Annotated in this window: 18 protein-coding genes; 7 read left to right on the top strand and 11 right to left on the bottom strand. The window is 43.1% G+C overall.

Annotated elements, in window-relative coordinates:
- The 6 genes from lysS to ABZD21_RS14860 form a co-directional block, all read left to right on the top strand.
- Positions 1 to 1,702 (top strand): lysine--tRNA ligase (gene lysS / locus ABZD21_RS14885; protein WP_372775857.1); only part of this gene is annotated, 1,702 nt, incomplete at its 5' end.
- Between the two features lie 19 nt (positions 1,703 to 1,721).
- Positions 1,722 to 2,717, top strand: coding sequence for an NAD(P)H-dependent glycerol-3-phosphate dehydrogenase (locus tag ABZD21_RS14880; protein WP_372775856.1), 996 nt, complete (start codon positions 1,722 to 1,724; stop codon positions 2,715 to 2,717).
- 84 nt (positions 2,718 to 2,801) lie between these two features.
- Positions 2,802 to 4,145, top strand: coding sequence for a glucose-6-phosphate isomerase (locus ABZD21_RS14875; RefSeq protein WP_372775855.1), 1,344 nt, complete (start codon positions 2,802 to 2,804; stop codon positions 4,143 to 4,145).
- A 99-nt stretch (positions 4,146 to 4,244) separates the two neighbouring features.
- On the top strand, positions 4,245 to 5,171 hold the full coding sequence (locus tag ABZD21_RS14870) for a DMT family transporter (protein ID WP_372775854.1): 927 nt from the start codon (positions 4,245 to 4,247) through the stop codon (positions 5,169 to 5,171).
- A 46-nt stretch (positions 5,172 to 5,217) separates the two neighbouring features.
- Positions 5,218 to 5,820 carry an ACP phosphodiesterase gene (locus tag ABZD21_RS14865; RefSeq protein WP_372775853.1) on the top strand — a complete coding sequence of 201 codons (603 nt, stop codon included), beginning with the start codon at positions 5,218 to 5,220 and terminating at the stop codon, positions 5,818 to 5,820.
- Between the two features lie 849 nt (positions 5,821 to 6,669).
- Positions 6,670 to 7,854: a hypothetical protein gene (locus tag ABZD21_RS14860; RefSeq protein ID WP_372775852.1), complete on the top strand. Its 1,185-nt coding sequence runs from the start codon at positions 6,670 to 6,672 to the stop codon at positions 7,852 to 7,854.
- Positions 7,855 to 7,938: 84 nt separating this feature from the next.
- On the opposite strand, the gene rodA is transcribed toward ABZD21_RS14860, so the two are convergent.
- The 6 genes from rodA to purH are packed head-to-tail and all read right to left on the bottom strand — an operon-like array spanning position 7,939 to position 15,232.
- Positions 7,939 to 9,366 carry a rod shape-determining protein RodA gene (gene rodA, locus ABZD21_RS14855; protein ID WP_372775851.1) on the bottom strand — a complete coding sequence of 476 codons (1,428 nt, stop codon included), beginning with the start codon at positions 9,364 to 9,366 and terminating at the stop codon, positions 7,939 to 7,941.
- Positions 9,366 to 11,192 (bottom strand): penicillin-binding protein 2, encoded by a 1,827-nt coding sequence (gene mrdA / locus ABZD21_RS14850; protein WP_372775849.1) that lies wholly within the window; start codon positions 11,190 to 11,192, stop codon positions 9,366 to 9,368. Before mrdA ends, rodA begins: the two co-directional genes overlap by 1 nt.
- Positions 11,193 to 11,197: 5 nt before the next feature.
- Entirely contained in the window at positions 11,198 to 11,704 is a 507-nt protein-coding gene (locus ABZD21_RS14845) for a rod shape-determining protein MreD (RefSeq protein WP_372775848.1), read from the bottom strand.
- On the bottom strand, positions 11,697 to 12,539 hold the full coding sequence (mreC, locus tag ABZD21_RS14840) for a rod shape-determining protein MreC (RefSeq protein WP_372775846.1): 843 nt from the start codon (positions 12,537 to 12,539) through the stop codon (positions 11,697 to 11,699). Before mreC ends, ABZD21_RS14845 begins: the two co-directional genes overlap by 8 nt.
- A 33-nt stretch (positions 12,540 to 12,572) precedes the next feature.
- On the bottom strand, positions 12,573 to 13,595 hold the full coding sequence (locus ABZD21_RS14835; protein WP_372775845.1) for a rod shape-determining protein: 1,023 nt from the start codon (positions 13,593 to 13,595) through the stop codon (positions 12,573 to 12,575).
- A 47-nt stretch (positions 13,596 to 13,642) separates the two neighbouring features.
- Positions 13,643 to 15,232 carry a bifunctional phosphoribosylaminoimidazolecarboxamide formyltransferase/IMP cyclohydrolase gene (gene purH / locus ABZD21_RS14830; RefSeq protein WP_372775844.1) on the bottom strand — a complete coding sequence of 530 codons (1,590 nt, stop codon included), beginning with the start codon at positions 15,230 to 15,232 and terminating at the stop codon, positions 13,643 to 13,645.
- A 215-nt stretch (positions 15,233 to 15,447) separates the two neighbouring features.
- Here purH and ABZD21_RS14825 point away from each other — a divergent pair, with 215 nt between their 5' ends.
- Positions 15,448 to 16,701: an ABC transporter permease gene (locus tag ABZD21_RS14825; RefSeq protein ID WP_372775843.1), complete on the top strand. Its 1,254-nt coding sequence runs from the start codon at positions 15,448 to 15,450 to the stop codon at positions 16,699 to 16,701.
- 82 nt (positions 16,702 to 16,783) lie between these two features.
- Here ABZD21_RS14825 and ABZD21_RS14820 read toward each other — a convergent pair whose 3' ends face one another.
- The 5 genes from ABZD21_RS14820 to mgtE form a co-directional block, all read right to left on the bottom strand.
- Positions 16,784 to 17,518 carry a DCL family protein gene (locus ABZD21_RS14820; protein ID WP_372775842.1) on the bottom strand — a complete coding sequence of 245 codons (735 nt, stop codon included), beginning with the start codon at positions 17,516 to 17,518 and terminating at the stop codon, positions 16,784 to 16,786.
- Between the two features lie 163 nt (positions 17,519 to 17,681).
- The gene (locus ABZD21_RS14815; RefSeq protein WP_372775841.1) at positions 17,682 to 18,641 is read right to left on the bottom strand and encodes a succinylglutamate desuccinylase/aspartoacylase family protein; all 960 of its coding nucleotides are present in this window, start codon (positions 18,639 to 18,641) and stop codon (positions 17,682 to 17,684) included.
- 3 nt (positions 18,642 to 18,644) lie between these two features.
- A complete protein-coding gene (rimK, locus tag ABZD21_RS14810; protein WP_372775840.1) occupies positions 18,645 to 19,517 on the bottom strand; it encodes a 30S ribosomal protein S6--L-glutamate ligase in 873 nt (290 codons plus the stop codon).
- A 31-nt stretch (positions 19,518 to 19,548) separates the two neighbouring features.
- Positions 19,549 to 20,028: an ATP-dependent zinc protease gene (locus ABZD21_RS14805; protein WP_372775839.1), complete on the bottom strand. Its 480-nt coding sequence runs from the start codon at positions 20,026 to 20,028 to the stop codon at positions 19,549 to 19,551.
- Positions 20,029 to 21,387, bottom strand: coding sequence for a magnesium transporter (gene mgtE / locus ABZD21_RS14800; RefSeq protein WP_372775838.1), 1,359 nt, complete (start codon positions 21,385 to 21,387; stop codon positions 20,029 to 20,031).
- Positions 21,388 to 21,396: the final 9 nt, after the last annotated feature.

The following is a 21,396-nucleotide window of genomic DNA, read 5'->3' as shown; positions in this document are numbered from 1 at the left end:
CGAACAGGAAGTTATCAGGAGAAATTCCTTGGCAAGGTTAAGAGAGTTGGGAATCGAGCCGTATCCTGCAGCCGAATTTCCGGTAAACGCCAAAACAGCTGAAATTAAGGCTGAATTTGAACCTGAAAAGCAAAACTTCCAGGAGGTGGTTTTAGCCGGGCGTATCATGAGTCGCCGGATTATGGGGAAGGCTTCATTTGCTGAATTACAGGACGACTCTGGTCGGATTCAGTTATATGTTAACCGCGACGAAATTTGTACCGGCGAGGATAAATCCCTGTACAATGATGTTTTCAAAAAGCTGCTTGATATTGGCGATTTTATTGGCGTGAAAGGCTTCGCATTCACCACTCAGGTGGGCGAGAAATCAGTTCATGTAAAAGAATTGATTGTTTTGAGTAAGTCTTTGCGTCCATTACCGATTGTGAAAGAAAAGGATGGAGTTGTCTATGACGCTTTTACTGATCCGGAGCAACGCTACCGTCAACGGTATGTCGACCTGGTAGTTAATCCGCAGGTGAAAGACGTGTTCGTGAAACGAGCAAAGATCATTAACACAATGCGTCAGATGTTCAATGAACATGGATATCTCGAGGTGGAAACTCCGATTTTGCAGTCCATTCCCGGAGGAGCAGCAGCCCGTCCGTTTATCACGCATCACAATTCATTAAATATCCCATTATATCTGCGTATTGCCAACGAGCTTTACCTAAAACGGTTGATCGTAGGAGGTTTCGAAGGCGTATACGAATTTGCGAAAGATTTCCGTAACGAGGGGATGGATCGGACTCATAATCCGGAGTTTACGGCCATGGAGATTTATGTCGCCTACAAAGACTATAAATGGATGATGAACTTCACCGAAGAAATGGTGGAGCGCGTTGCCTTAGCACTACATGGGAAAACTGAATTACAGGTTGGTGACAAAGTAATTGACTTTAAACGTCCGTATCCGCGCGTTCCTATGTACGAGGCAATCAAGCATCATACTGGTTACGACATTGCCGGCAAATCGGAAACTGAGTTACGCGAGATTTGCGATAAGTTAGGGATCGAAACCGACCCAACAATGGGAAAAGGAAAACTGATTGATGAAATATTTGGAGAGAAATGTGAGCATCACTACATTCAACCAACTTTCATCACCGACTATCCGGTTGAAATGTCGCCACTAACGAAAAAACACCGCGAACACGAAGGCTTGACAGAGCGTTTCGAACTAATGGTAAATGGAAAAGAGTTGGCCAATGCTTATTCCGAATTGAATGACCCGATTGACCAACGTGAACGTTTCGAGGATCAAATGAAGCTTTCGGAAAAAGGTGATGATGAAGCGATGTTTATTGATCAGGATTTTCTTCGTGCATTGGAATACGGAATGCCTCCAACATCGGGAATGGGGATTGGAATTGACCGGTTAACGATGTTCATGACCAATAACCTATCGATTCAGGATGTCCTGTTCTTCCCGCAAATGAAACCGGAAAAGAAAGCGGATGCTGACTCGGATGAGAAATTTGAAGCAGCCGGAGTACCGACCGAATGGATTGAGGTTCTCCGAAAAATGGGCATAAAAAAAGTAGATGCGCTAAAAGAAGCTAAAGCAGGAAAGCTGTTTAACGACCTTTGTGGATATAACAAGAAAAATAAATTAGGATTGCAAAATCCATCGATGGACGAAGTGACCGGCTGGATCGCCTAACCGTTGACCATATATACATATGTTTACTGAACCCAAAATAGCAATTGTCGGGAGCGGTAGCTGGGCAACTGCTCTGGCTAAGATTCTCTTAAATAATGTTGATCGAATTGGTTGGTATTTCCGAAGTCCGGATAATATTGAGCAGTTTAAGCGATTTAAACACAATCCGAGTTACCTGAGAGGGGTTGAATTTGATATTAATCGGATTGATTTTTATTCCGATATCAATGAGGTGTTTGAAAAGTCTGACCTGTTGGTGATCAGCATTCCTTCTGCATTCTTAAATAGCTCCTTGTCTGAACTTACAGTCGACATTAGTAAAAAGTACATCGTTTCTGCCATCAAAGGTATTGTGCCCGAAGGAAATCAGATCGTAGGAAAGTACCTGCATGAGAAGTTTAAATTGCCTTACGAGCGAATTGGTGTTATCGCCGGGCCCTGTCATGCCGAAGAAGTCGCGTTGGAGCGTCTTTCATACCTTACGATTGCCTGCCCGGACATACGACGAGCCCGTGACTTTGCATTTAAACTGGAATGTCCGTACATCCGGTCGCATGTGTCGGATGATATCTATGGAACCGAATATGCTTCGGTGCTGAAAAATATCATCGCTATTGCCTCCGGAATTGTTCACGGATTGCGCTATGGCGACAATTTTCAGGCGGTTTTGGTGGCTAATGCCATTCAGGAGATTAAAAGATTTGTTGATAAGGTTCACCCAATAACACGCGATATTAAAAGTTCAGCATATCTGGGAGATTTGTTAGTGACAGCTTATTCCCAGTTTTCGCGAAATCGTACCTTTGGAACAATGATTGGAAAAGGCTACACCACCCGAACTGCACAGCTGGAAATGCACATGGTTGCAGAAGGGTATTATGCCACCAAATCGATTCACGAAATTAATCTGGATTATAAAGTCAATCTGCCCATTTGCGAGGCAGTTTACAATATTTTGTACGGGGGCGAAAACCCCGCTGCCGAGATTCGACGGTTGACAGAAAAGCTCCGCTAGCAAGCGGATCAACGATCGGATTCAGATTGCTCAGGTTTTCATGGAACAGACAGATAGTTTAAATAAATTTAATAGATAAAACCTATGGGAAACATTAGTTTGAAATTCGATAAAACATTCGATTTTATTTCCAAGGAGTCGGTATATGCTTATGCCGATGAGATTAAAAAACATAGCGAGGCACTTTACAATAAGACCGGCAAAGGAAACGATTTCCTGGGCTGGGTTAATCTGCCTACTTCAATTAGCGAGGCAGAATTGGCCGACTACGAGGCGACTGCAAAATCACTTCAGGCTAAAAATATCGACATTTTCGTAGTCGTTGGTATCGGTGGTTCTTACTTAGGAGCCAAAGCTGTATTGGATGCCCTCTCTGACGGCTTTGCTCACCTGAAAGGAAGCAAAATGCCTCACGTTATTTTTGCCGGACAAAACATTAGCGAAGATTATTTGTACGAGTTGCGCGAGCTTTTGAAAACAAAAGAATACGCCATGGCAGTAATCTCAAAGTCGGGTACCACAACTGAGCCGGCTCTTGCTTTCCGTTTGTTGAAACAGGACATTGAAGACAAATACGGCAAGGACGAAGCAAAATCACGGATCGTGGCGGTTACTGATGAGTCGCGTGGTGCATTGCGCAAATTGGCAACAATTGAAGGGTATAAAACTTACGTCATTCCGGATGATGTAGGCGGTCGTTATTCTGTTTTAACTCCGGTTGGTTTGGTAGCTATCGCTGTTGCCGGATTCGATATTCGCGCTTTGGTACAAGGAGCTGTTGATATGGAAAAAGCAACTGGCCCCGAAGTTGCTTTCGAAAATAATATGGCCGCTCAGTATGCAGCGGTTCGTAACGAGCTTTACCGTAGTGGTAAGTTGGTTGAAATTATGGTGAATTATAACCCAAAACTGCACTTCGTTGCTGAATGGTGGAAACAGTTGTACGGTGAAAGTGAAGGTAAAGAAGGCAAGGGTATTTTCCCTGCCAGCGTTGACTTTACTTCAGACCTGCACAGCATGGGGCAATACATTCAGGAAGGTGAACGCAAGCTGTTTGAAACAGTGATTTCTGTTGCTTCGCCCGATCGTGAGGTTCGGATTCCAACCGATCCTGAAAACCTGGATGGACTGAATTTCCTTGCGGGTAAACGGGTTGACGAAGTAAATAAAATGGCCGAGCTTGGTACAATGATTGCCCATGTTGACGGTGGAGTTCCAAACATGCAAATCGAATTGCCAAAATTGAACGAATACTACCTCGGTCAGTTGATCTACTTCTTTGAAATTGCCTGTGGAATTAGCGGTTATATTTTGAATGTAAACCCATTCGATCAACCGGGAGTTGAGGCTTATAAAAAGAATATGTTCGCCTTGTTGGAAAAACCGGGTTTCGAAGCTGAAACAAAAGCCATTAAAGCGCGTTTGTAAGCTAGTCCGTGTTACGATATAGCGAAAGGCTTCATTCTGTGAGAGTGAAGCCTTTCTTATTTTTGTACATTTAACCCCACAACAAATTGAGTGAGATTTATGAAAGCAGACCGACTCAAAGGATATTTGTATGCAGTAGTCGCTACAATCGCGTTTTCCAATATTTATATTTTCAGTAAAGCAGCGCTGAATGAGGTTCACCTCAGTTTGTTTGGCTTGTATTGGTTTGCGCTGGCAGCATTGTTGAATGTCGCATGGCTTGTCTATCGGAAACATCATCGGTTTTTGACTGCCTTGAGCAAACGACAGCTGAAAGCATTGCTTACGTTGGGAATCCTGGAAATTCTCACAACAAGTTTCTTTTTCTGGTCAATCCAAATTATTCCCGACCCAACGGTAACCAGTTTCCTGGGTAATTTGTACCCGGTAATCCTCACCGGGATGGGCGTTGTGTTGTTGAAAGAAAAGTTCAGCCGAATGGAAGCCGTTGGCGCTTTTTTAGCACTAGCCGGCGCTTTTATTGTAAGCTACCAGGGTGGGACTAGTCTGAGTGAGTTTTTCATTCCCGGCGCCGGCATTGTGCTGCTCAATGCACTTTTCGCGGCCATAGCCTCAATTGTTGTCAAAGTGAATGTTCGGGAAATGTCGCCCGAAATTATCAATACCAATCGTTCGGTTTGGTTGTTGCTTTTCTCAGGAGTTATGGTGCTCTACTTTCGGCCCTCGCTCCAGATCTCGGCAACCGCTTTTATGAATATCGCTATCGGCGCCACAATCGGTCCTTTTATTGCTTTGTTGTTAATTTACTATTCATTTCACTATATCGAAGTTTCGAAATCGTCGATCGTTCAAAGCATGAAGGTCGTGTTTGTACTAATTGGCAGTCTCCTTTACTTTGGCACTTTCCCGTTGGTGCATCAATTGGTGGGGGGCGCGTTAACTGTTCTGGGAGTCGTTTTGATATCAGCAGCCAAATTGCCGCGTTTAACAAGGGAAAAGGTTGCCGATTCGAAAGGCAGCGAGTGAACATCCTCTCTTTTGAGGGGTTATTGCATTTATCGGATCAACAGACATGAATTATTTGGCTCATTTATATTTGTCAGGCGAATCGGATGAGTTACTCTTAGGAAATTTCATCGGCGATTATGTGAAAGGCCAGCAGTATCTTCGGTTTTCGGACGAGGTTCAACGCGGCGTTTTGCTTCATCGGGCAATTGATTCGTTTACGGATAATCATCCATTAGTGAAAGATGCAGGTCAGTTTTTCCGACCGTATTATGGGCGATACTCCGGCATTGTTACCGACGTGATTTTCGACCATTTTTTAGCCAGATATTGGCTCGACTATTGTCCGCATACGTTGCGGCAATTCTCCAAGCACGTTCATGCTGTTTTGCTTTCCAATTTTTTTCAATTACCAATACGGGTAAAAGGGTTTCTTCCTTTTCTCATTCAGCACAAACGACTGGAAAGCTATGCACGGATTGATGGCATCCAAACATCACTCCACATTATGGCTCACCGCACCAGCTTGCCCGATCAAACCGAAAACGCAATTAATGTATTGGAAACTAATTTTTCGGAATTGAAGGATTTATTCGATCATTTTTTTGCGGATCTGGTAAAACATTCGGAGGAATCCTTTAAAGTTGAGATTTTGAAAGCCGCAAAATAAGGTCGGGCTCTGGCTGTTTCGCCTATTGACAATGGTGTTTAAAGGAGGAAGGGCAATTGAAACGCCATCTGTTTGAATTTCTGAGAGAAGGATGAGTGGCTGAACAAACCGTTGGTTTAATTGCTTTGATTATAGGAAGTCTGACAATTAAACGAATCTGCCATGAAAAATAAACTAGTGATCACAATGTTAATGCTGCTGGTTGGTATAGTAGCTATGGCCCAAACTCCCACACACTATCCTCCTCCCGTGCCCGAGCCTGTCGAACCGTCCTTGTTCAACGTTATTCTTTACTTAGTTGTACCTGCCTTGTTGTTTATTTTTTACATTTTCTACCGAAGACACAAACGAAATAAGCGAAAATAGTGACCTTGCCGAAATGGAAATAATTTTGCTCCCGAGATCGTCAATCCTTGCAACTCACCAGATCGCGGTTGCAAATTGTCGTTGTTTGGTTTGGTTTTTTTGGGTCGGTTTGAATAGAACCGACGAAAAGATAAAGAGCTAAATCGTGAACTCAGCATCGGTGCCCTCCGTAACTAAAAGCCGGCCGCGGAATACCATCTCGTCGGTGGAGAAAAATCAACTTACTGGTAACGAAACTAATTCTTGAAATTAGTTACGATACCGTTGCAACGGATAATTGTTTTGGGGGGGAGTGTCGGTTATCTCTTAATTAATAATTTTCCGGTAACAGAATGCAATTATCAATGGCTCTTTAACTGCGGGGTATATAAAATATGGTTAATTTGCAAACTTTTTGAAATCTACCCGTCACTTTCAACTTGGTGGTCGGTTGACTTTGTATCGTCGGCCTGGGTTGCAACATTTTAATTTTTATTCAGCATTATGAAAAAAGTAGTTTTAATTGTTCTTTTCCTCCTTATAATTTCTCCTTTCATCATGTGGTTACTCTGGTTTTACGGTGAGAAGAAGGAGATGGATGTTTTTATTCTGGATAAAACTGTTTTAACGCAACATGGACAGGAGCATTTGTCGTTGAATTGGGTTTTGAAACATCATAAATATGTGAAAAACGACGGTGATTTTTATTCGGCGAAGGACGATTATTATGGTTTTTTCCCCGATGGTAAAGGTGGATTTACGACAGAGGATTTGGAGCAGAAAACCGATAACGAGTTGGACTTGCTTGCCGATCGGTTTGACATGGCCTACTATACCGATCTCTATGGGATTTATTGGAATGAGTGGTTAAATGAATATCCGAGTATAAAGCCGGAAGAGAAGGCCGGAAGATTGGGGGAGCGGTCTTCGTTGATGTATGGAGGGCTTTCAGAGAATGAACTGGTCTTTTTGACTAAAATGAAGGATCGTAAAAAGCTAATTATAAACGAGTTTAATATCGTGGCATCTCCAACGCCCTACCGGCTTCGGGAAAAATGGGAAGAGGAGTTTCATGTTAAGTGGAGTGGTTGGGTTGGTCGGTATTTTGGTCGTTTGGATACAGTAGCCAACAGGGATCTTCCGCCTTGGTTGATTCGTAACTACATGGAGCAGAATAATAATGAATGGCCATTTACGAAGTCGGGTATAGTATTTGTGCGGCAAGACGACCGGATTGTGATTCTCGAGGATGAAACCCATCTGGAGAACGAGGTGCCGGTTATTTATACGGGCAGACAATACGCCAGCTACTACAAGCTTGCTGATAAAATCAAATATCCGTTTTGGTTTGATATCTGTTCTACGGATAGTGTTAATCAGATTGTAGCTAATTATAGGATCGAACATAATCAGAAGGGTGACTCGATATTGCGGCGTTGGCATATTCCGGCAGAATTTCCAGCGGTGATCAAGCGTAAAGCTGATTATCCGTTTTACTATTTTGCAGGAGATTTTGCCGACAACCCAATCTCGATGAGCAAGGCAAAATTCAAATATATTGACTCCATCGAATCGATGTTTTACAGTAAGAATATAAGTGAGCGACACAGTTTCTTTTGGCGTTACTACCGACCTTTGGTTAGTCGGATAGTCGACGACTATTACCAAACACTCGAATATCGAAGATAGGTCTCATGTTGCGGCCCAAAATGGTGCAAGCCGTTGAAACGTCTTCATTCTAAAGGCTAAATCAGAGTGGGCTGGCAGATAAGTCTAGTAACTTAGTTTTTCAGTCCGGTTTGAGTCTAGGCGAAGGAAAATAAAGAGTAAAATCGTAAAAGACCAAAGCGAGGAGCCTCCGTAACTAAAGAACGGTAATGGAATACCGATTACGGGGGCCAGGCCAATTGTCATTCCAATATTGATCGCTAAATGGAAAAACAAGATACAGGCTACACTGTAGCCGTAAACCCGGCTAAATACTGAACGTTGGCGTTCCGACATATAGATCAGCCGGATTAACAGAGCCAGGAATAACAGGATAATGGTGGTTGTCCCCACAAAGCCCCATTCTTCGCCAACAGTGCAAAAAATGAAGTCGGTACTCTGCTCCGGTACAAAGTTGAATTTGGTTTGTGTGCCATTCAGGAAACCTTTGCCAAACATACCACCTGAACCAATCGCTATTTTCGATTGATTTACATTGTAGCCCACACCCAAAGGATCGGACTTTATACCCAGTAATTCATCGATTCGGGCTTGCTGGTGAGGCTCGAGTATATTATTAAATACATAGTCGACCGAGAATGTAAGCATCACCAGACCAAGGTAAATCAATAGAACCAAAAGTATCTGGTTCAGTCGTTGACGGAGAGCGTAGATTCCAAAAATAATGCTCGACAAAATGGCCGAGAGAAGGATGATTTTGGTGGTGCTGAAATCTAACTTGAGCAGTGTATTGGCTAGCCAGAAACTCATAAAGATGCTGGCTGAAATGCCAACCGCTTTAAGAGCATCAATAAAATGGCGGGTGGTAAAATAATGAACCAGAATCGCGCAGATCGTTAAAATGGTTATGGTTACCAGCGGTTCCAGCATGAGGGTGAGGATAAATACAATAGCAACCAAAAGCCCCATGAATAGAATGACACCGGAAAGACCCTCGCGATAGAGTACAAACGAAAAGATGACGAATACCAGGGCTGATCCGGTATCGTTTTGTAAAAATATTAAAGCGATGGGGATAACCAGAATTGCCCCGATTATAAGTAACGATTGTAACTTTTCGAGTTTGAAGTTGTAGGAGCTGGTAAATTTGGCTAACGCCAGGGCGGTAGCTAACTTGCTGACTTCAGCCGGTTGAAAGGCGAAACCTCCAATCTGGAACCAGGATTTAGCTCCTTTTACTTCCGATCCGATCATCAGAACAGCTATCAACAATAGAATAGTAACCCCATAAATGACGTAGGCAAATGACACAAAGAATTTGCTGTCGACGTTGATGATTGTTACGCCTAATACAAGGGCAGCGATAATCCACAGTAACTGTTTTCCGTAGCGCTGACTCATGTCCAATATGCTGCTGTGCTCTTCGTCGTAAACTGCCGCATAAATGCTAATCCAGCCCAGAAATACCAAAACCAGGTATAAGCCGACAACTAGCCAGTCAATATTTGCCCATGTGTTGTTTCTGCTTGCCATTATTTGGGTTGTATCGGGTTTAACAAATTTGCATCAATCATTTTCTTTTCCAAGGCGATCCGGTTGTTTCCTTTAATCGTATCGTTCAGATATTTCTCAATAAGCAAACTGGCAATAGGTGCTGCGTATCTGGCTCCCCAAACACCATTTTCAACAAATGCCGCAATGGCAATTTTAGGATTGTTCATCGGAGCAAAAGCAATAAAAGCTGAGTGGTCGGAGCCATGACTATTTTGGATTGTTCCGGTTTTTCCACAAATATCGATGCTGTCAACACGTGCTGTATAACGGGTGTTCGTTCTTTCAACAACTTCCAGCATCCCTTCAATCACTTTCTCGAAATGCTCCGGATGAATTGAGGTATTTTTGCGCGAAAACTCGAGTTCACGAATCGAATTATCGGGATCGGATATGGATTTGACAAGGTGTGGATCGATGTAGTACCCCCGGTTTGCGATGACCGCAGCAAGATTGGCCATTTGTAGCGGTGTTTCAATAATTTCACCCTGACCGATTGCCAACGATCGGATCGTTAGCGCATTCCATCTCCCTTTACCAAAGAAGCGGTTGTAGTAGGATGACTCCGGAATGTTCCCGGTAGATTCACCATAGAATTCTGTGCCGAGCCTGGTGCCCAGTCCAAAACTCATAACATGTTCACGCCATTTTTTATATCCTTCTTCGGAGGTTTTGTATTTATTTATAATTGATTTGAATGTGCTCCAGAAGTATGGGTTGCACGATTCGCGGATACCTCCGACCAATCTGATCGGCGATTCGTGATTATGTGTACATCGAATGGGAGAGGACGCTTTCCCACTGCAGGATACCGAGGTTTGATCGGTGATCGTTCCTTCCTCTAAAGCAATCAGAGCGTTAATTGTTTTAAATGTTGATCCGGGTGAATAGGCTGCCGATATGGCTCGGTTTGTTAATGGTTTCAAAGAGTCATTCAGAAGAATCGAATAATTTTTACTCCGTTCGCGACCAACCAGCAAATTCGCGTCATAATCAGGGCCACTGAAAAAACAGAGAATCTCACCGGTTGCCGGTTCTATCGCGACTACTGCTCCTCGTTTGTTTTGCATTAGTAGCTCGCAATAGGTCTGCAGGTCTCTATCGATAGTCGATATCAGATTATTACCAAGGATTGCGGCCGAATCGTTTGCTCCCTCGTTATAGGCTCCCTTCAGTCGGTTGTGTACATCAACAAGGAAGAAATTCATCCCTTTGCGCCCTCTGAGCTCTTTTTCGTAGGTTCGCTCAATGCCGGTTACTCCAATGTAGTCGCCTTGTGAATAATAGCCATCTTTGGCAATCTGCGATTGATTAACCTCGCCAACATAGCCAAGCATATGCGCCGCAATTGGGCGGGCGTATTCACGAAGTGTACGCGATTGAACAAAGAACCCCGGGTATTTGTAGAGCTTTTCCTGCAACATCGCATACATTTCGGGCGATAGCTGTTTAACGATAACCGAAGGTTTGTAACGGGAGTATTTCTTCGCCTTCTTTAATTCATCCACGAGTACCTCTTTCTCAATTTTCAGAATAGAGCACAGCTGAACAGTGTCGAACGCTGATACCTCGCGTGGGGTAACAAGTAAATCGTAAGCCGCTTTGTTGTAAACCAGCAGTTTTCCGTTGCGATCATAAATCAAGCCTCGGGCCGGATAGTTGATGACCCGGCGAAGAACGTTTTTAGTGGCGTACTGTTTATACGAACTATCAATAACCTGAATGGAAAACAGCTGGAGAATGTAGATGAATCCTATGATTACAAATATGGCTCCGATTATGTATTTTCGTTTGGCGAATCTATCCACAGCATTTATTTTTTAGCAACCAGATATTGACTGATAATGACGAGCACAATGGTCAAAACAGAACTAAAAACAATGCGCATAAGTGTATGAAAGAATCCACTGAAGGAAAACACCTCGATGAAAAACAAGAAGAAATGATGTATGACGACCAGAATCAATGTGTAGCGGAAAAACCAAGCAAACCCTAGTTCCGAAATCTTTGGCGCCTGGTTTAACTCCAATACATCCCGCGACGAAATCAGGTTGATAACAAATGGTCGGACGAATGCCAGAAAAGTTGTGGCCGAGGCATGGATCCCAAGTGTATTGGAAAATATATCAATGTTCAATCCCAACAAAAACCCCAGAATTAATAGTAGGTAATTGGGAGTATTAAACGGGAGTATCAAAATAAACAGAATGTAGAGATAGGGATTAATCAATCCGCTAATCTGAATGTGATTTAGCAGTAGTACCTGGACTAATACCAGAATTACCCATGAGGCTGTATATCTTAGGACACCGCTATTCATATGAATTTAATTCCTGTAAATCGTTTAGTTCTTCAAGATGGTTGTTTTTGACTATTTCAACATAGCTCAGGTTCGCAAAATTAGTGAGCAGGCGAACCGAAATGTCGAAAAAGTTGCGTCCACTGGCGTGATCAAATTTTTCGATGATGCCAACTGGAATTCCTTCAGGGAAAACATCCGAAAATCCACTGGTCACGATGGTGTCACCAACATTCATTTGCACATGAAAGGGAATTTCATTCAGCGTTGCGTACTCCGGATCTAAACCATCCCATGCCAGCGAACCATAGTAGTTCGAATTCTTAATCTTGGATGAGACCTTCCACCGCTTATTCAGGATTGTTGGACCGGTAGCATAATGTTCCGAAACACTGGTTACAATACCGACAACTCCGCTTGGACCAATAATGCCCATGTCGGTTTTTATGCCATCGGCAGTTCCTTTGTTTATGGTGACGTAGTTATACTGTTTGATAAACGAGTTGTTCACTACTTTCGACGCAATAAAATCAAACTGCCGTGCCTGGGCAGGAAGAGTGTCCTGAATAATTTGGACTGAGTCAATCGGTATGAAACTCTGTTTGAGAAGTTCCAGGCGTGTGCGTAAGCGTGAGTTCTCTGCTGCCAGCTCAGCATTTGATTGTTGCAGGTAGAAAAAACTCGTGACACTATTAAATTGTTTGTAAATAGAAGCAGTCAGGCTGTTACTTGAGTTGAAAAACGTAACGCGCTGAAAGTTATTGTAGTTCACAATCAGTCCAATACTGAGGCCTTCAAGCAACAGGAACAATAAAAAGAAATAATTTCGCGCCAGAAAGCGTAACAAACCTCTCATTCAACGGAAAGTTTGCTCTTTCCTGCTCTGGGATTACCGGATCAGGAAAGAGAATTTATCAACGTTTTTAAGTGCGATTCCGGTTCCGCGAGCTACTGCACGCAAAGGATCGTCGGCAACGTGGAACGGAATATTAATTTTCTCAGACAAGCGTTTGTCTAACCCGCGGAGCAAAGCACCACCACCAGCCAGATAAATCCCTTTGGTTACGATGTCGGAATATAGTTCCGGAGGAGTTAATTCTAATGCACTTAGAATCGCTGTTTCAATTTTTGAAATCGATTTCTCGAGACAATGCGAAATCTCTTGATAGGAAACAGGTACTTCGATTGGCAATGCCGTCATTTGGTTTGGCCCCTGCACAATGTAATCGTTCGGCGGATTTTCCAGTTGCGAAAGAGCCGATCCTACATTGATCTTGATATCTTCGGCTGTACGTTCACCGACTTTAATGTTGTGCTGGTGACGCATGTATTCCATAATGTCGGCTGTTAAATCATCACCGGCGATCCGGATTGACTTATTGGTCACAATACCACCGAGTGAAATCACAGCGATTTCGGTCGTACCACCACCGATGTCAACAATCATGTTTCCTTCGGGCGCCTCCACATCCAATCCAATACCAATTGCAGCAGCCATTGGTTCGTAAATCATGTACACTTCGCGTCCCCCGGCATGTTCCGACGAGTCGCGAACCGCACGGATTTCCACTTCCGTTGAACCGGAAGGGATACAAACAACCATCTTCAACGAAGGTGAAAACAGTCGTTGCTTTGGGTTGATCATTTTAATCATCCCGCGAATCATCTGTTCTGCTGCGTTAAAGTCAGCGATCACACCATCGCGTAGCGGACGGATCGTTTTCAGGTTGGGCGGTGTCCGGCCTTCCATCTGACGGGCCTTCTCGCCAATGGCAAAAAGCTTCTCCGTTTTCAAGTCGATGGTGACGACCGATGGTTCGTCCAACACGATTTTGTCGTTTTGTATAATGATGGTATTGGCTGTTCCCAGGTCAATCGCAATTTCCTGAGTTAAAAATGAAAACAATCCCATGTTTTTTGTCTCCTAAAGTCAAAGGTTAATGACCGACTAAATTTTAATTAATGTTTAAAATGACGGCGTCCGGTAAATAGCATCGCGATCCCAAATTCATCGCAGGCATCAATCACCTCTTCATCACGAATACTTCCTCCCGGTTCAACAATAAATTTCACTCCGTATTCATTGGCCGCTTCAATGCTGTCGCGGAACGGAAAGAATGCGTCAGAAATCAGAACGGCTTCTTCAATTTTCACTCCCTCTTTCATGTTGAAACGAGGAATGGTTAATTGACGCAGGCTATCCAAACGGTTGGGTTGTCCCATTCCGGCTCCGGTTAACCAAAACGATCCGTCGCTGTTTTCATTGACTAAAGCGATCGCATTACTTTTTAGGTGTTTACACGCTGTAATGCCAAACTTAGCCAGATTCATTTTATTGTTGTCGAATTGTATTTTTGTTACATTCTTGAATTCGCTATCCATACCTTCATCTTCATCCTGAACCAACATTCCACCGCTGATTGAACGATAAAGTTTTTCACCGGTTTTTTCAGCTTTGATTGGTGTTACCAGCAAGCGAAGGTTTTTCTTTTTGCTGAAAATCTCAAGAGCTTCAGGAGTAAATGCCGGCGCAATGATGATCTCTACGAATTTCTTGCCGAACCATGAAGCAACTTCTGCTGTCACCGTATCTGTAAAGCAAATAATTGATCCGAAAGCGCTAATTGGATCGCCTTCCCATGCCAGATCAAGCGATTTTAGGATGTTGTCGGTAACAGCCAAGCCGCAAGGGTTTAGGTGCTTGATAACCGAAACAGCTACCTTGTTCTCAATATGAGTGACTGCATGGTAAGCATCCGAGGCCGATTTCCATGCCGCATCAGCATCGAGCAGGTTGTTGTACGATAGTTCTTTGCCTTGCAGTACCTCGGCGTTTGCCAATGTTACTTTCGAGTCGGCATTGTCGAATTTGTAAAAAGTTGCTGACTGGTCGGGGTTTTCTCCGTAGCGCAAAACCTTGCCGTCGTTCAGACTGACCCGGTTTTTATCGGTGATACCGCCGTTGAAATAATTGAAAATGGCTGAGTCGTAATGTGATGAAGTCGCAAATGCTTTGCGGGCAAACGCTTTGCGGTCTTCGAGTGAGCTTTCGCCATTCTTTGTATTCAGTAATTCAATAAATTCTTCGTATTGGTCGCGTGATGAAACAATGATCACGTCATTGAAGTTTTTAGCTGTGCCGCGAATCAATGCGATACCGCCGATGTCGATTTTTTCGATGATGTCTTCTTCCGATGCACCTGACGCAACAGTTTCTTCAAACGGATACAAATCAACGATAACCAAATCGATTTCAGGAATTTCGTATTGAGCAATTTGATCTTGATCTCCGGCGTGCTCGCGACGATTCAGGATTCCACCGAAAATTTTAGGGTGAAGCGTTTTTACACGGCCACCTAAAATCGAAGGATACCCTGTCAGGTCCTCAACCGCTGTCACCGGTACGTTTAAACTTTCGATAAATGATTGTGTTCCACCTGTTGAATAAAGTTGGACACCCAGTTCGTTCAATTTCTTTACGATGACGTCAAGCTTATCTTTATGATAAACCGAGATCAGCGCTGATTTTATTGTTTTTAAATCCTTCATTTACAGTTTGTTAAAAATGCGATGCAAAGATAATAATTTCAAATGATTAAATGAGGTGAATCTCTGTTGAAAACAAAAATTTAAGCGTTGAAAATAGAAAGAATTTTTGGGTCTGGAAAGCTGAAAATGACTTCTGGAGCAAAATAAATTGAATTTGAAATAGCAGATAGCATTCACGAAATTATAATCTTTTAACTTTACCTAAAATAGGTTTTATGATTCTTTTCCGGCTCATAGTCGAAAGTTTTTCTTTTTCCGTTAATTCGCTGCGAACCAATAAGCTGCGAACAGTTTTGTCGTTGTTGGGGATTACCATCGGGATATTCGCCATCATATCGGTGTTTACTGTGATCGATTCGTTGGAGAAGTACATGCGAAATAGCTTGAATTCGCTGGGGACGAACATGGTGTTTGTGCAAAAATGGCCGTGGACTCCCCCTGAGGGTGAAACAGAATATCCCTGGTGGAAGTATTTGAACCGCCCGTTTCCGAAACAGGAGGATGTGGAGGAAATACGTCGACGCTCTGCTTTGACCGATCGGGCTGCGTTTATCGTTGGTTTTAATGCGACAGTTCAGTTTGGAAATTCAACCGCTGAAAATGCTGAGATTCTCGCATCAACATACGATTTGGTCGATTTGTGGAGTTTGGAGGTCGAGCGTGGACGGTATTTTACCGAGTCTGAAATGCTGAGTGGTACGCCAATAGCGATTATCGGAAGCGAATTGGCTGATGAGCTTTTCGAAGGCACCGATCCAATAGGTAAGTCGATTAAAGTGAAAGGCAGCCGTTTTATTGTTGTTGGTGAATACAAACAGAAAGGGACCGATATGTTTGGAACGAGTATGGACAAACGCTTGCATATTTCGACAGGAATAGCCGCATCGTTAGTTGATTTCCGGAATCGGGAAATGGGGCAGGCCATTAGTGTAAAAGCGAAATTGGGTGCCGATAACGATTTGTTTATCGCTGAGTTGGAGGGAGTGATGCGCAATATTCACTCCTTGCGTCCGATGGAAGAGAACGATTTTGCGATCAACGAGGTGAGTGTTATTTCGAATCGGTTCGACGCGTTTTTTATGGTGTTTAATATTGCCGGAACTGTGATTGGTGGGTTTAGTATTTTAGTTGGTGGGTTTGGTATTGCCAATATCATGTTTGTTTCGGTGAAAGAGCGTACGCGTTTGATTGGGATCCAAAAATCGCTTGGTGCCAAACGTTATTTTATACTGCTGGAGTTTATTTTCGAAGCGGTCATCCTAAGTTTGATTGGCGGTGGCGTTGGGCTAATCCTTGTTTTTGTGGGGACATTAATTGCGAGCGGAATGTCGGATATGAATCTGGTTCTGAGTTTGAAGAATATTGTGCTGGGGCTTTTCGTGTCCGGAATCATTGGTCTGATCGCCGGATTCATACCGGCTTATGTGGCGTCCAAACTTGATCCGGTTGTTGCTATGAATGCAGGCTAGTACCGTAAGTGATGAGTAGTCGTTTCATATTCAGGTTGTAATGAAACGCGACGCCGTTTGGTTCATTTGGGCAGAACACGTGTTAGGGTGCCTTTTTCCTGTCTTTCGTGTTTATCTTCTTAATTGTCAAGTCCTTTTTCTGTCTGTTTACTCTTGCTTGAAACGAACGACCCAAATTCAAATCCTTTTTTACAATTCTTAAATTTGCTTTGTCTTGATGATATTTTCTAAATTCCTGTTTTAAATTATCGTCTTTGAGTTCATTCGGACCACCGTCAACATGGGAATATTCAATTTTTTCTAAGTCAAGCCTGTTAAATTCTACAAATCTGTCAACGATAATTGAGAAAGTATTTGGTTGTCTATGGTCAACGTTTAGTTCTTCGTATTTCGCAAGTTCATTTGATTCTTGGCATTTGACTTGTCCTTTTTTTGAGTGTTTTTCAAAATAATCGAGCTTCACATTTCTCAAATCGTCTTGAATTGCTTGTCTGCAAGCTTCTCTGAATTTTGTAAAGTTTGTCTTCGGAGCGTTTATTCGTTTTGTATATGAGAAAAATTCTGTCGAGCCGTCAAATCTTACCAACTCAAAAGACTTAGTGTTATACTGAACCTTTGCTATTATTACTTTTTCAATCCCGACTCCAATTTTTTCTTTTACTTTTGGGTGAGTTTCAAGCAATCTCAAAATATCATTTAGATCGTCTGCATTCAATTCTTCTCCATAGTCGTAAGAGTTTAAAATAGTCTTATAGTGAGTTAATGCGTCCTTTTTAGTCGCAAATTCAATTTCTCCTATTTTGATTGCTTTTCTCACTTATTCGTTGTCGATTTTAAATGCACCATAACGGATGGTGATAAGAAACGATGCGCATTAAAAAAAAACAAAATCACAAGGCTGCTAAGTTGTTTATTAAATGTCATTTCGTTCAGGGGTAGCACTGTCTGCACAATGTTTTATGACCTACTATGTATGTGTACTATTCTTTTCCCAAATGAACCAAAGCATCGCCCTGATAAACGATTGGCGAATGGTTAAGGCCAATGATATAGCCATTCTCCGGAACTTTTACTGGTTTTTCGAACTCTCCGTATGGATCTGAAATGCTGCCGATTGTATCGCCCTTCATAACTTTTGCTCCGTCTTTTACATGGAAACGAAACATTCCTCCATGCCTTGCCCGAATCCAGGTTGATTGCCTGATGATGATTGGATCCACTGCTGGCATGGCGGCTATTTCGGCCGAGTAGTCGCGCATGCCAAGATGGTTCATTAAGCGCAGAACTCCGTTGACACCGCGCTGTGTAATTCGGTTGTGGATGTCGAGTGACTTTCCTCCTTCGAACAACAGGATTTTCTTGCCAAGTTTGGTTGCCGCTTCACGAAACGACTTTTCCCGGTCGGCCGCTGTGACAATAAATCGAGGGGCAAATATGGCCGCCAATTCCTGAAGCTCCGGATGTTCTTTTGCAACCCTGATTTGTGAACTGTTAAACCGATTGCCGCCACCAGTGTGAAAGTCGACAATATAATCTGCTGCCGGAAGGATGTTATTCATTAGGTTCCAGGCAAAAAGACTGGCCATGGAACCATTCTGTGTTCCCGGAAACATACGGTTCAGGTCTTTTCCGTCGGGAAATTCGCGGGTTTGATTTAAGAAGCCAAAAACATTCAATGCCGGAATGCAAATGACTGTTCCGGCAGTTGGCCTGTTGTATTTTCGGGAAATTAATTCACGAATAATTTCCACTCCGTTAATTTCGTTGCCATGAATGCCTCCAATTAACAGAAGTACCGGGCCGTCGTTTTTGCTTCGTTCAACAATAACAGGCACTTCGATTTTATTGTGGGTGTGCAATCGCGCTGTTTCAAGGTTAACAATGGTCTTTCGCCCAGCGGGGATTGTAGTTCCAATTAACTGAAATGGCTGCTTTTTCATGATTTATACATTGCGTTCAACGTAGCGAATGATGCTGTTGGCAATATCTTTGCCTGTCGCTGCTTCAATTCCTTCCAAGCCGGGAGATGAATTAACCTCAAGTATTAACGGGCCGTGTTTCGATTGCAGCATATCAACACCAGCGATGCCCAGACCCAGTACGCGGGCAGCTTTTAACGCGGCGTTCTCTTCTTCTTCGGTTAATTCGATGATTGTTGCCGTGCCTCCGCGGTGCAGGTTCGAGCGGAATTCACCCTTCTTGGCCTGACGCTTCATAGCTCCAACAACGACTCCATCAACAACAAAGGCACGAATGTCCGATCCTTTGGCTTCCTGGATAAATTCCTGTACGATGACTCGCGCTTTCAATCCGTTAAATGCTTCAATAACCGATTCTGCGGCATTGTCGTTTTCAGCCAATACAACGCCTAGTCCCTGAGTCCCTTCAAGCAGCTTTATAACAAGAGGAGCTCCGCCAACACTTTTCACAATATCCTTGACATTGCGCGAATAGTTGGTGAAAACCGTTTTAGGCAAGCCCAATCCGGCTCTGCTCAGAATTTGTAAACTTCTGAGTTTGTCGCGGGAGCGAACAAGTGCCTGCGATTCAATTGCTGTAAACACTTTCATCATTTCAAATTGACGAACTACAGCAGTACCATAGAATGTTACTGATGCTCCAATTCGTGGAATAACAGCGTCGATGTCTTCGAGCATGTGACCTTTGTAAATGATCCCCGGTTTCTTCTTTTCGATGACCAGGTCGCATTTTGAATGGTCTACAATTAGCATTTCGTGCCCCTTTTTTTCTCCGGCTTCAACCAAACGTTTCGTTGAGTATAGGTTGTGATCACGGGATAAAATAACAATTCTCACCTTATTATAAATCTTTAATGGTTGCGTGTTTCTATATTTTTTTCTGGATGCTGTTCTTTGTCGTGCTAATCAGCCAGATTTTATTTTTGGCTGAAAGCTGGGTTTTCGCGCTGTCGACGACAAAGCGCTTCGACAAGAATTTACGTCCGAGTAAAACCGGGAATTTCATGTTCCCTCTCTCTGTTAAAGTTAGCTCGATTGGGTAAGTTTGATTGAATAGAATGATCTGAGTTTCAATGCTATATCGTTCTTCGATTAACCCGTTTGAACTACGTACCTTTTTTTTAGAAAAGCGGTCAAAGATAAATTCTTTGTTGTGATATTGATCATGGTCGGGGTCTAAAAAGTAACAATGTAGTTTTTTTTCTCCATTCACTTTAATGACCTCGATATTGTGGCAATGGAAACTTGAGGTGAAAGCACCTGTATCGATCTTAACGTCAATGTATTCCAGTTCCAGTTCGGGGAATTCAGCTTTGTCGTGCCGGCCGATTAAAATTTTTTGCGTCATTTATATTAATTGAAAAAAGAGCTGTGCAACGAACATATAGAGCATCAATCCAAGTATATCATTCATCGTAGTGATAAATGGTCCGGTGGCTAGTGCCGGGTCAATTTTTAACTTATTGAGCAGTAATGGTATTAATGTTCCAAAGAGCGAGGCGAAAATAATCACTATAAACAAGGTGCAACTAACGGCCAATGTTAGCCGAAAGTTATCGCTAAAAAAGTAGTTGTAGGCGAATATCACGCTGGCAAAAAATACCGCTGTGATGAATCCAACTCCAAGTTCCTTTAAAAGCTTTTTGCCCAGCGAATCAAATTTGCGGGAGCCACTAGCCAGGGTTTGTACAACAATCGATGAGGATTGAACACCTACATTACCAGCGGTTGCCGCAATCAGGGGGATAAAAAAGGCCATGGCCGGAATTTGATCCAAAGTATGGGAATTCGCACCCAAAACACGGGCTCCCATAATTCCACCCATCGTTCCGATTAGTAACCATGGAATTCGAACACGCGTCAATCGCCAAACATTATCGGTTGATTCCACGTCGCCCGTGATACCGGAAACCATCTGGTAGTCTTTGCCGGTTTCTTCACGGATCACATCAACGACATCGTCAATGGTGATTCGGCCTTTCAGGCGTCCGATCTGGTCGACAACCGGTAGAACCACCAAGTCGTATTTCTCCATTATCTGAGCCACTTCTTCCTGACTGGTTTCTGTTTTTACCGACTGAATGTCCTCGTTTATCAGGTCTTGCACTTTAGCGTGAGTCGATTTCTGAATCAACTTTGACAGGGATAGAACACCTTTTAAGATGTTATCATCATCAACTACGTAGACGTAATATATTTCATCAATTTCTTCGGCCTGCGACGAAATCTCTTTAAGGCATGTTTGCACATTCCAGTTTTCGTTCACTTTAACCAATTCTTTGGCCATCAACCCCCCGGCTGTATCGTCATCATATTCCAGAAGGTCGGCAATGTCGCCTGCTTGTTCTTTGTCTTCAATCTCCAAAAGAACAGCTTCAATCACATCTTCCTCCAGCTCGCCCATAATATCAGCGGCATCGTCGGAGTCCATGTGTTCCACAAACTGATGGGCAATTACCTCGGGTGGCAATACGCGCAGGAATCGGCGCCGAATGTTTTCCGGGATCTCCAGCAGAACATCTGATGCCATTTCTCCGTCCAATTGCAGATAGAGATATTTGGCTTCGTCCATACTTAATCGATCCATGAGTTCGGCAATGTCGGTTGGGTGAAGGCCATCCAGCATTTCCAATACTTCAGCAGACTGCTCATTTTCGATCAGGCCCTGGAGTTTCTCAATGAAATCCATGTTCAATTCATTGCTCATGGGGGGCAG

It is taken from the genome of Mangrovibacterium sp. (assembly GCF_041596335.1).
Lineage (GTDB): Bacteria > Bacteroidota > Bacteroidia > Bacteroidales > Prolixibacteraceae > Mangrovibacterium.
This window is presented reverse-complemented; position numbering and strand designations above follow the sequence as displayed.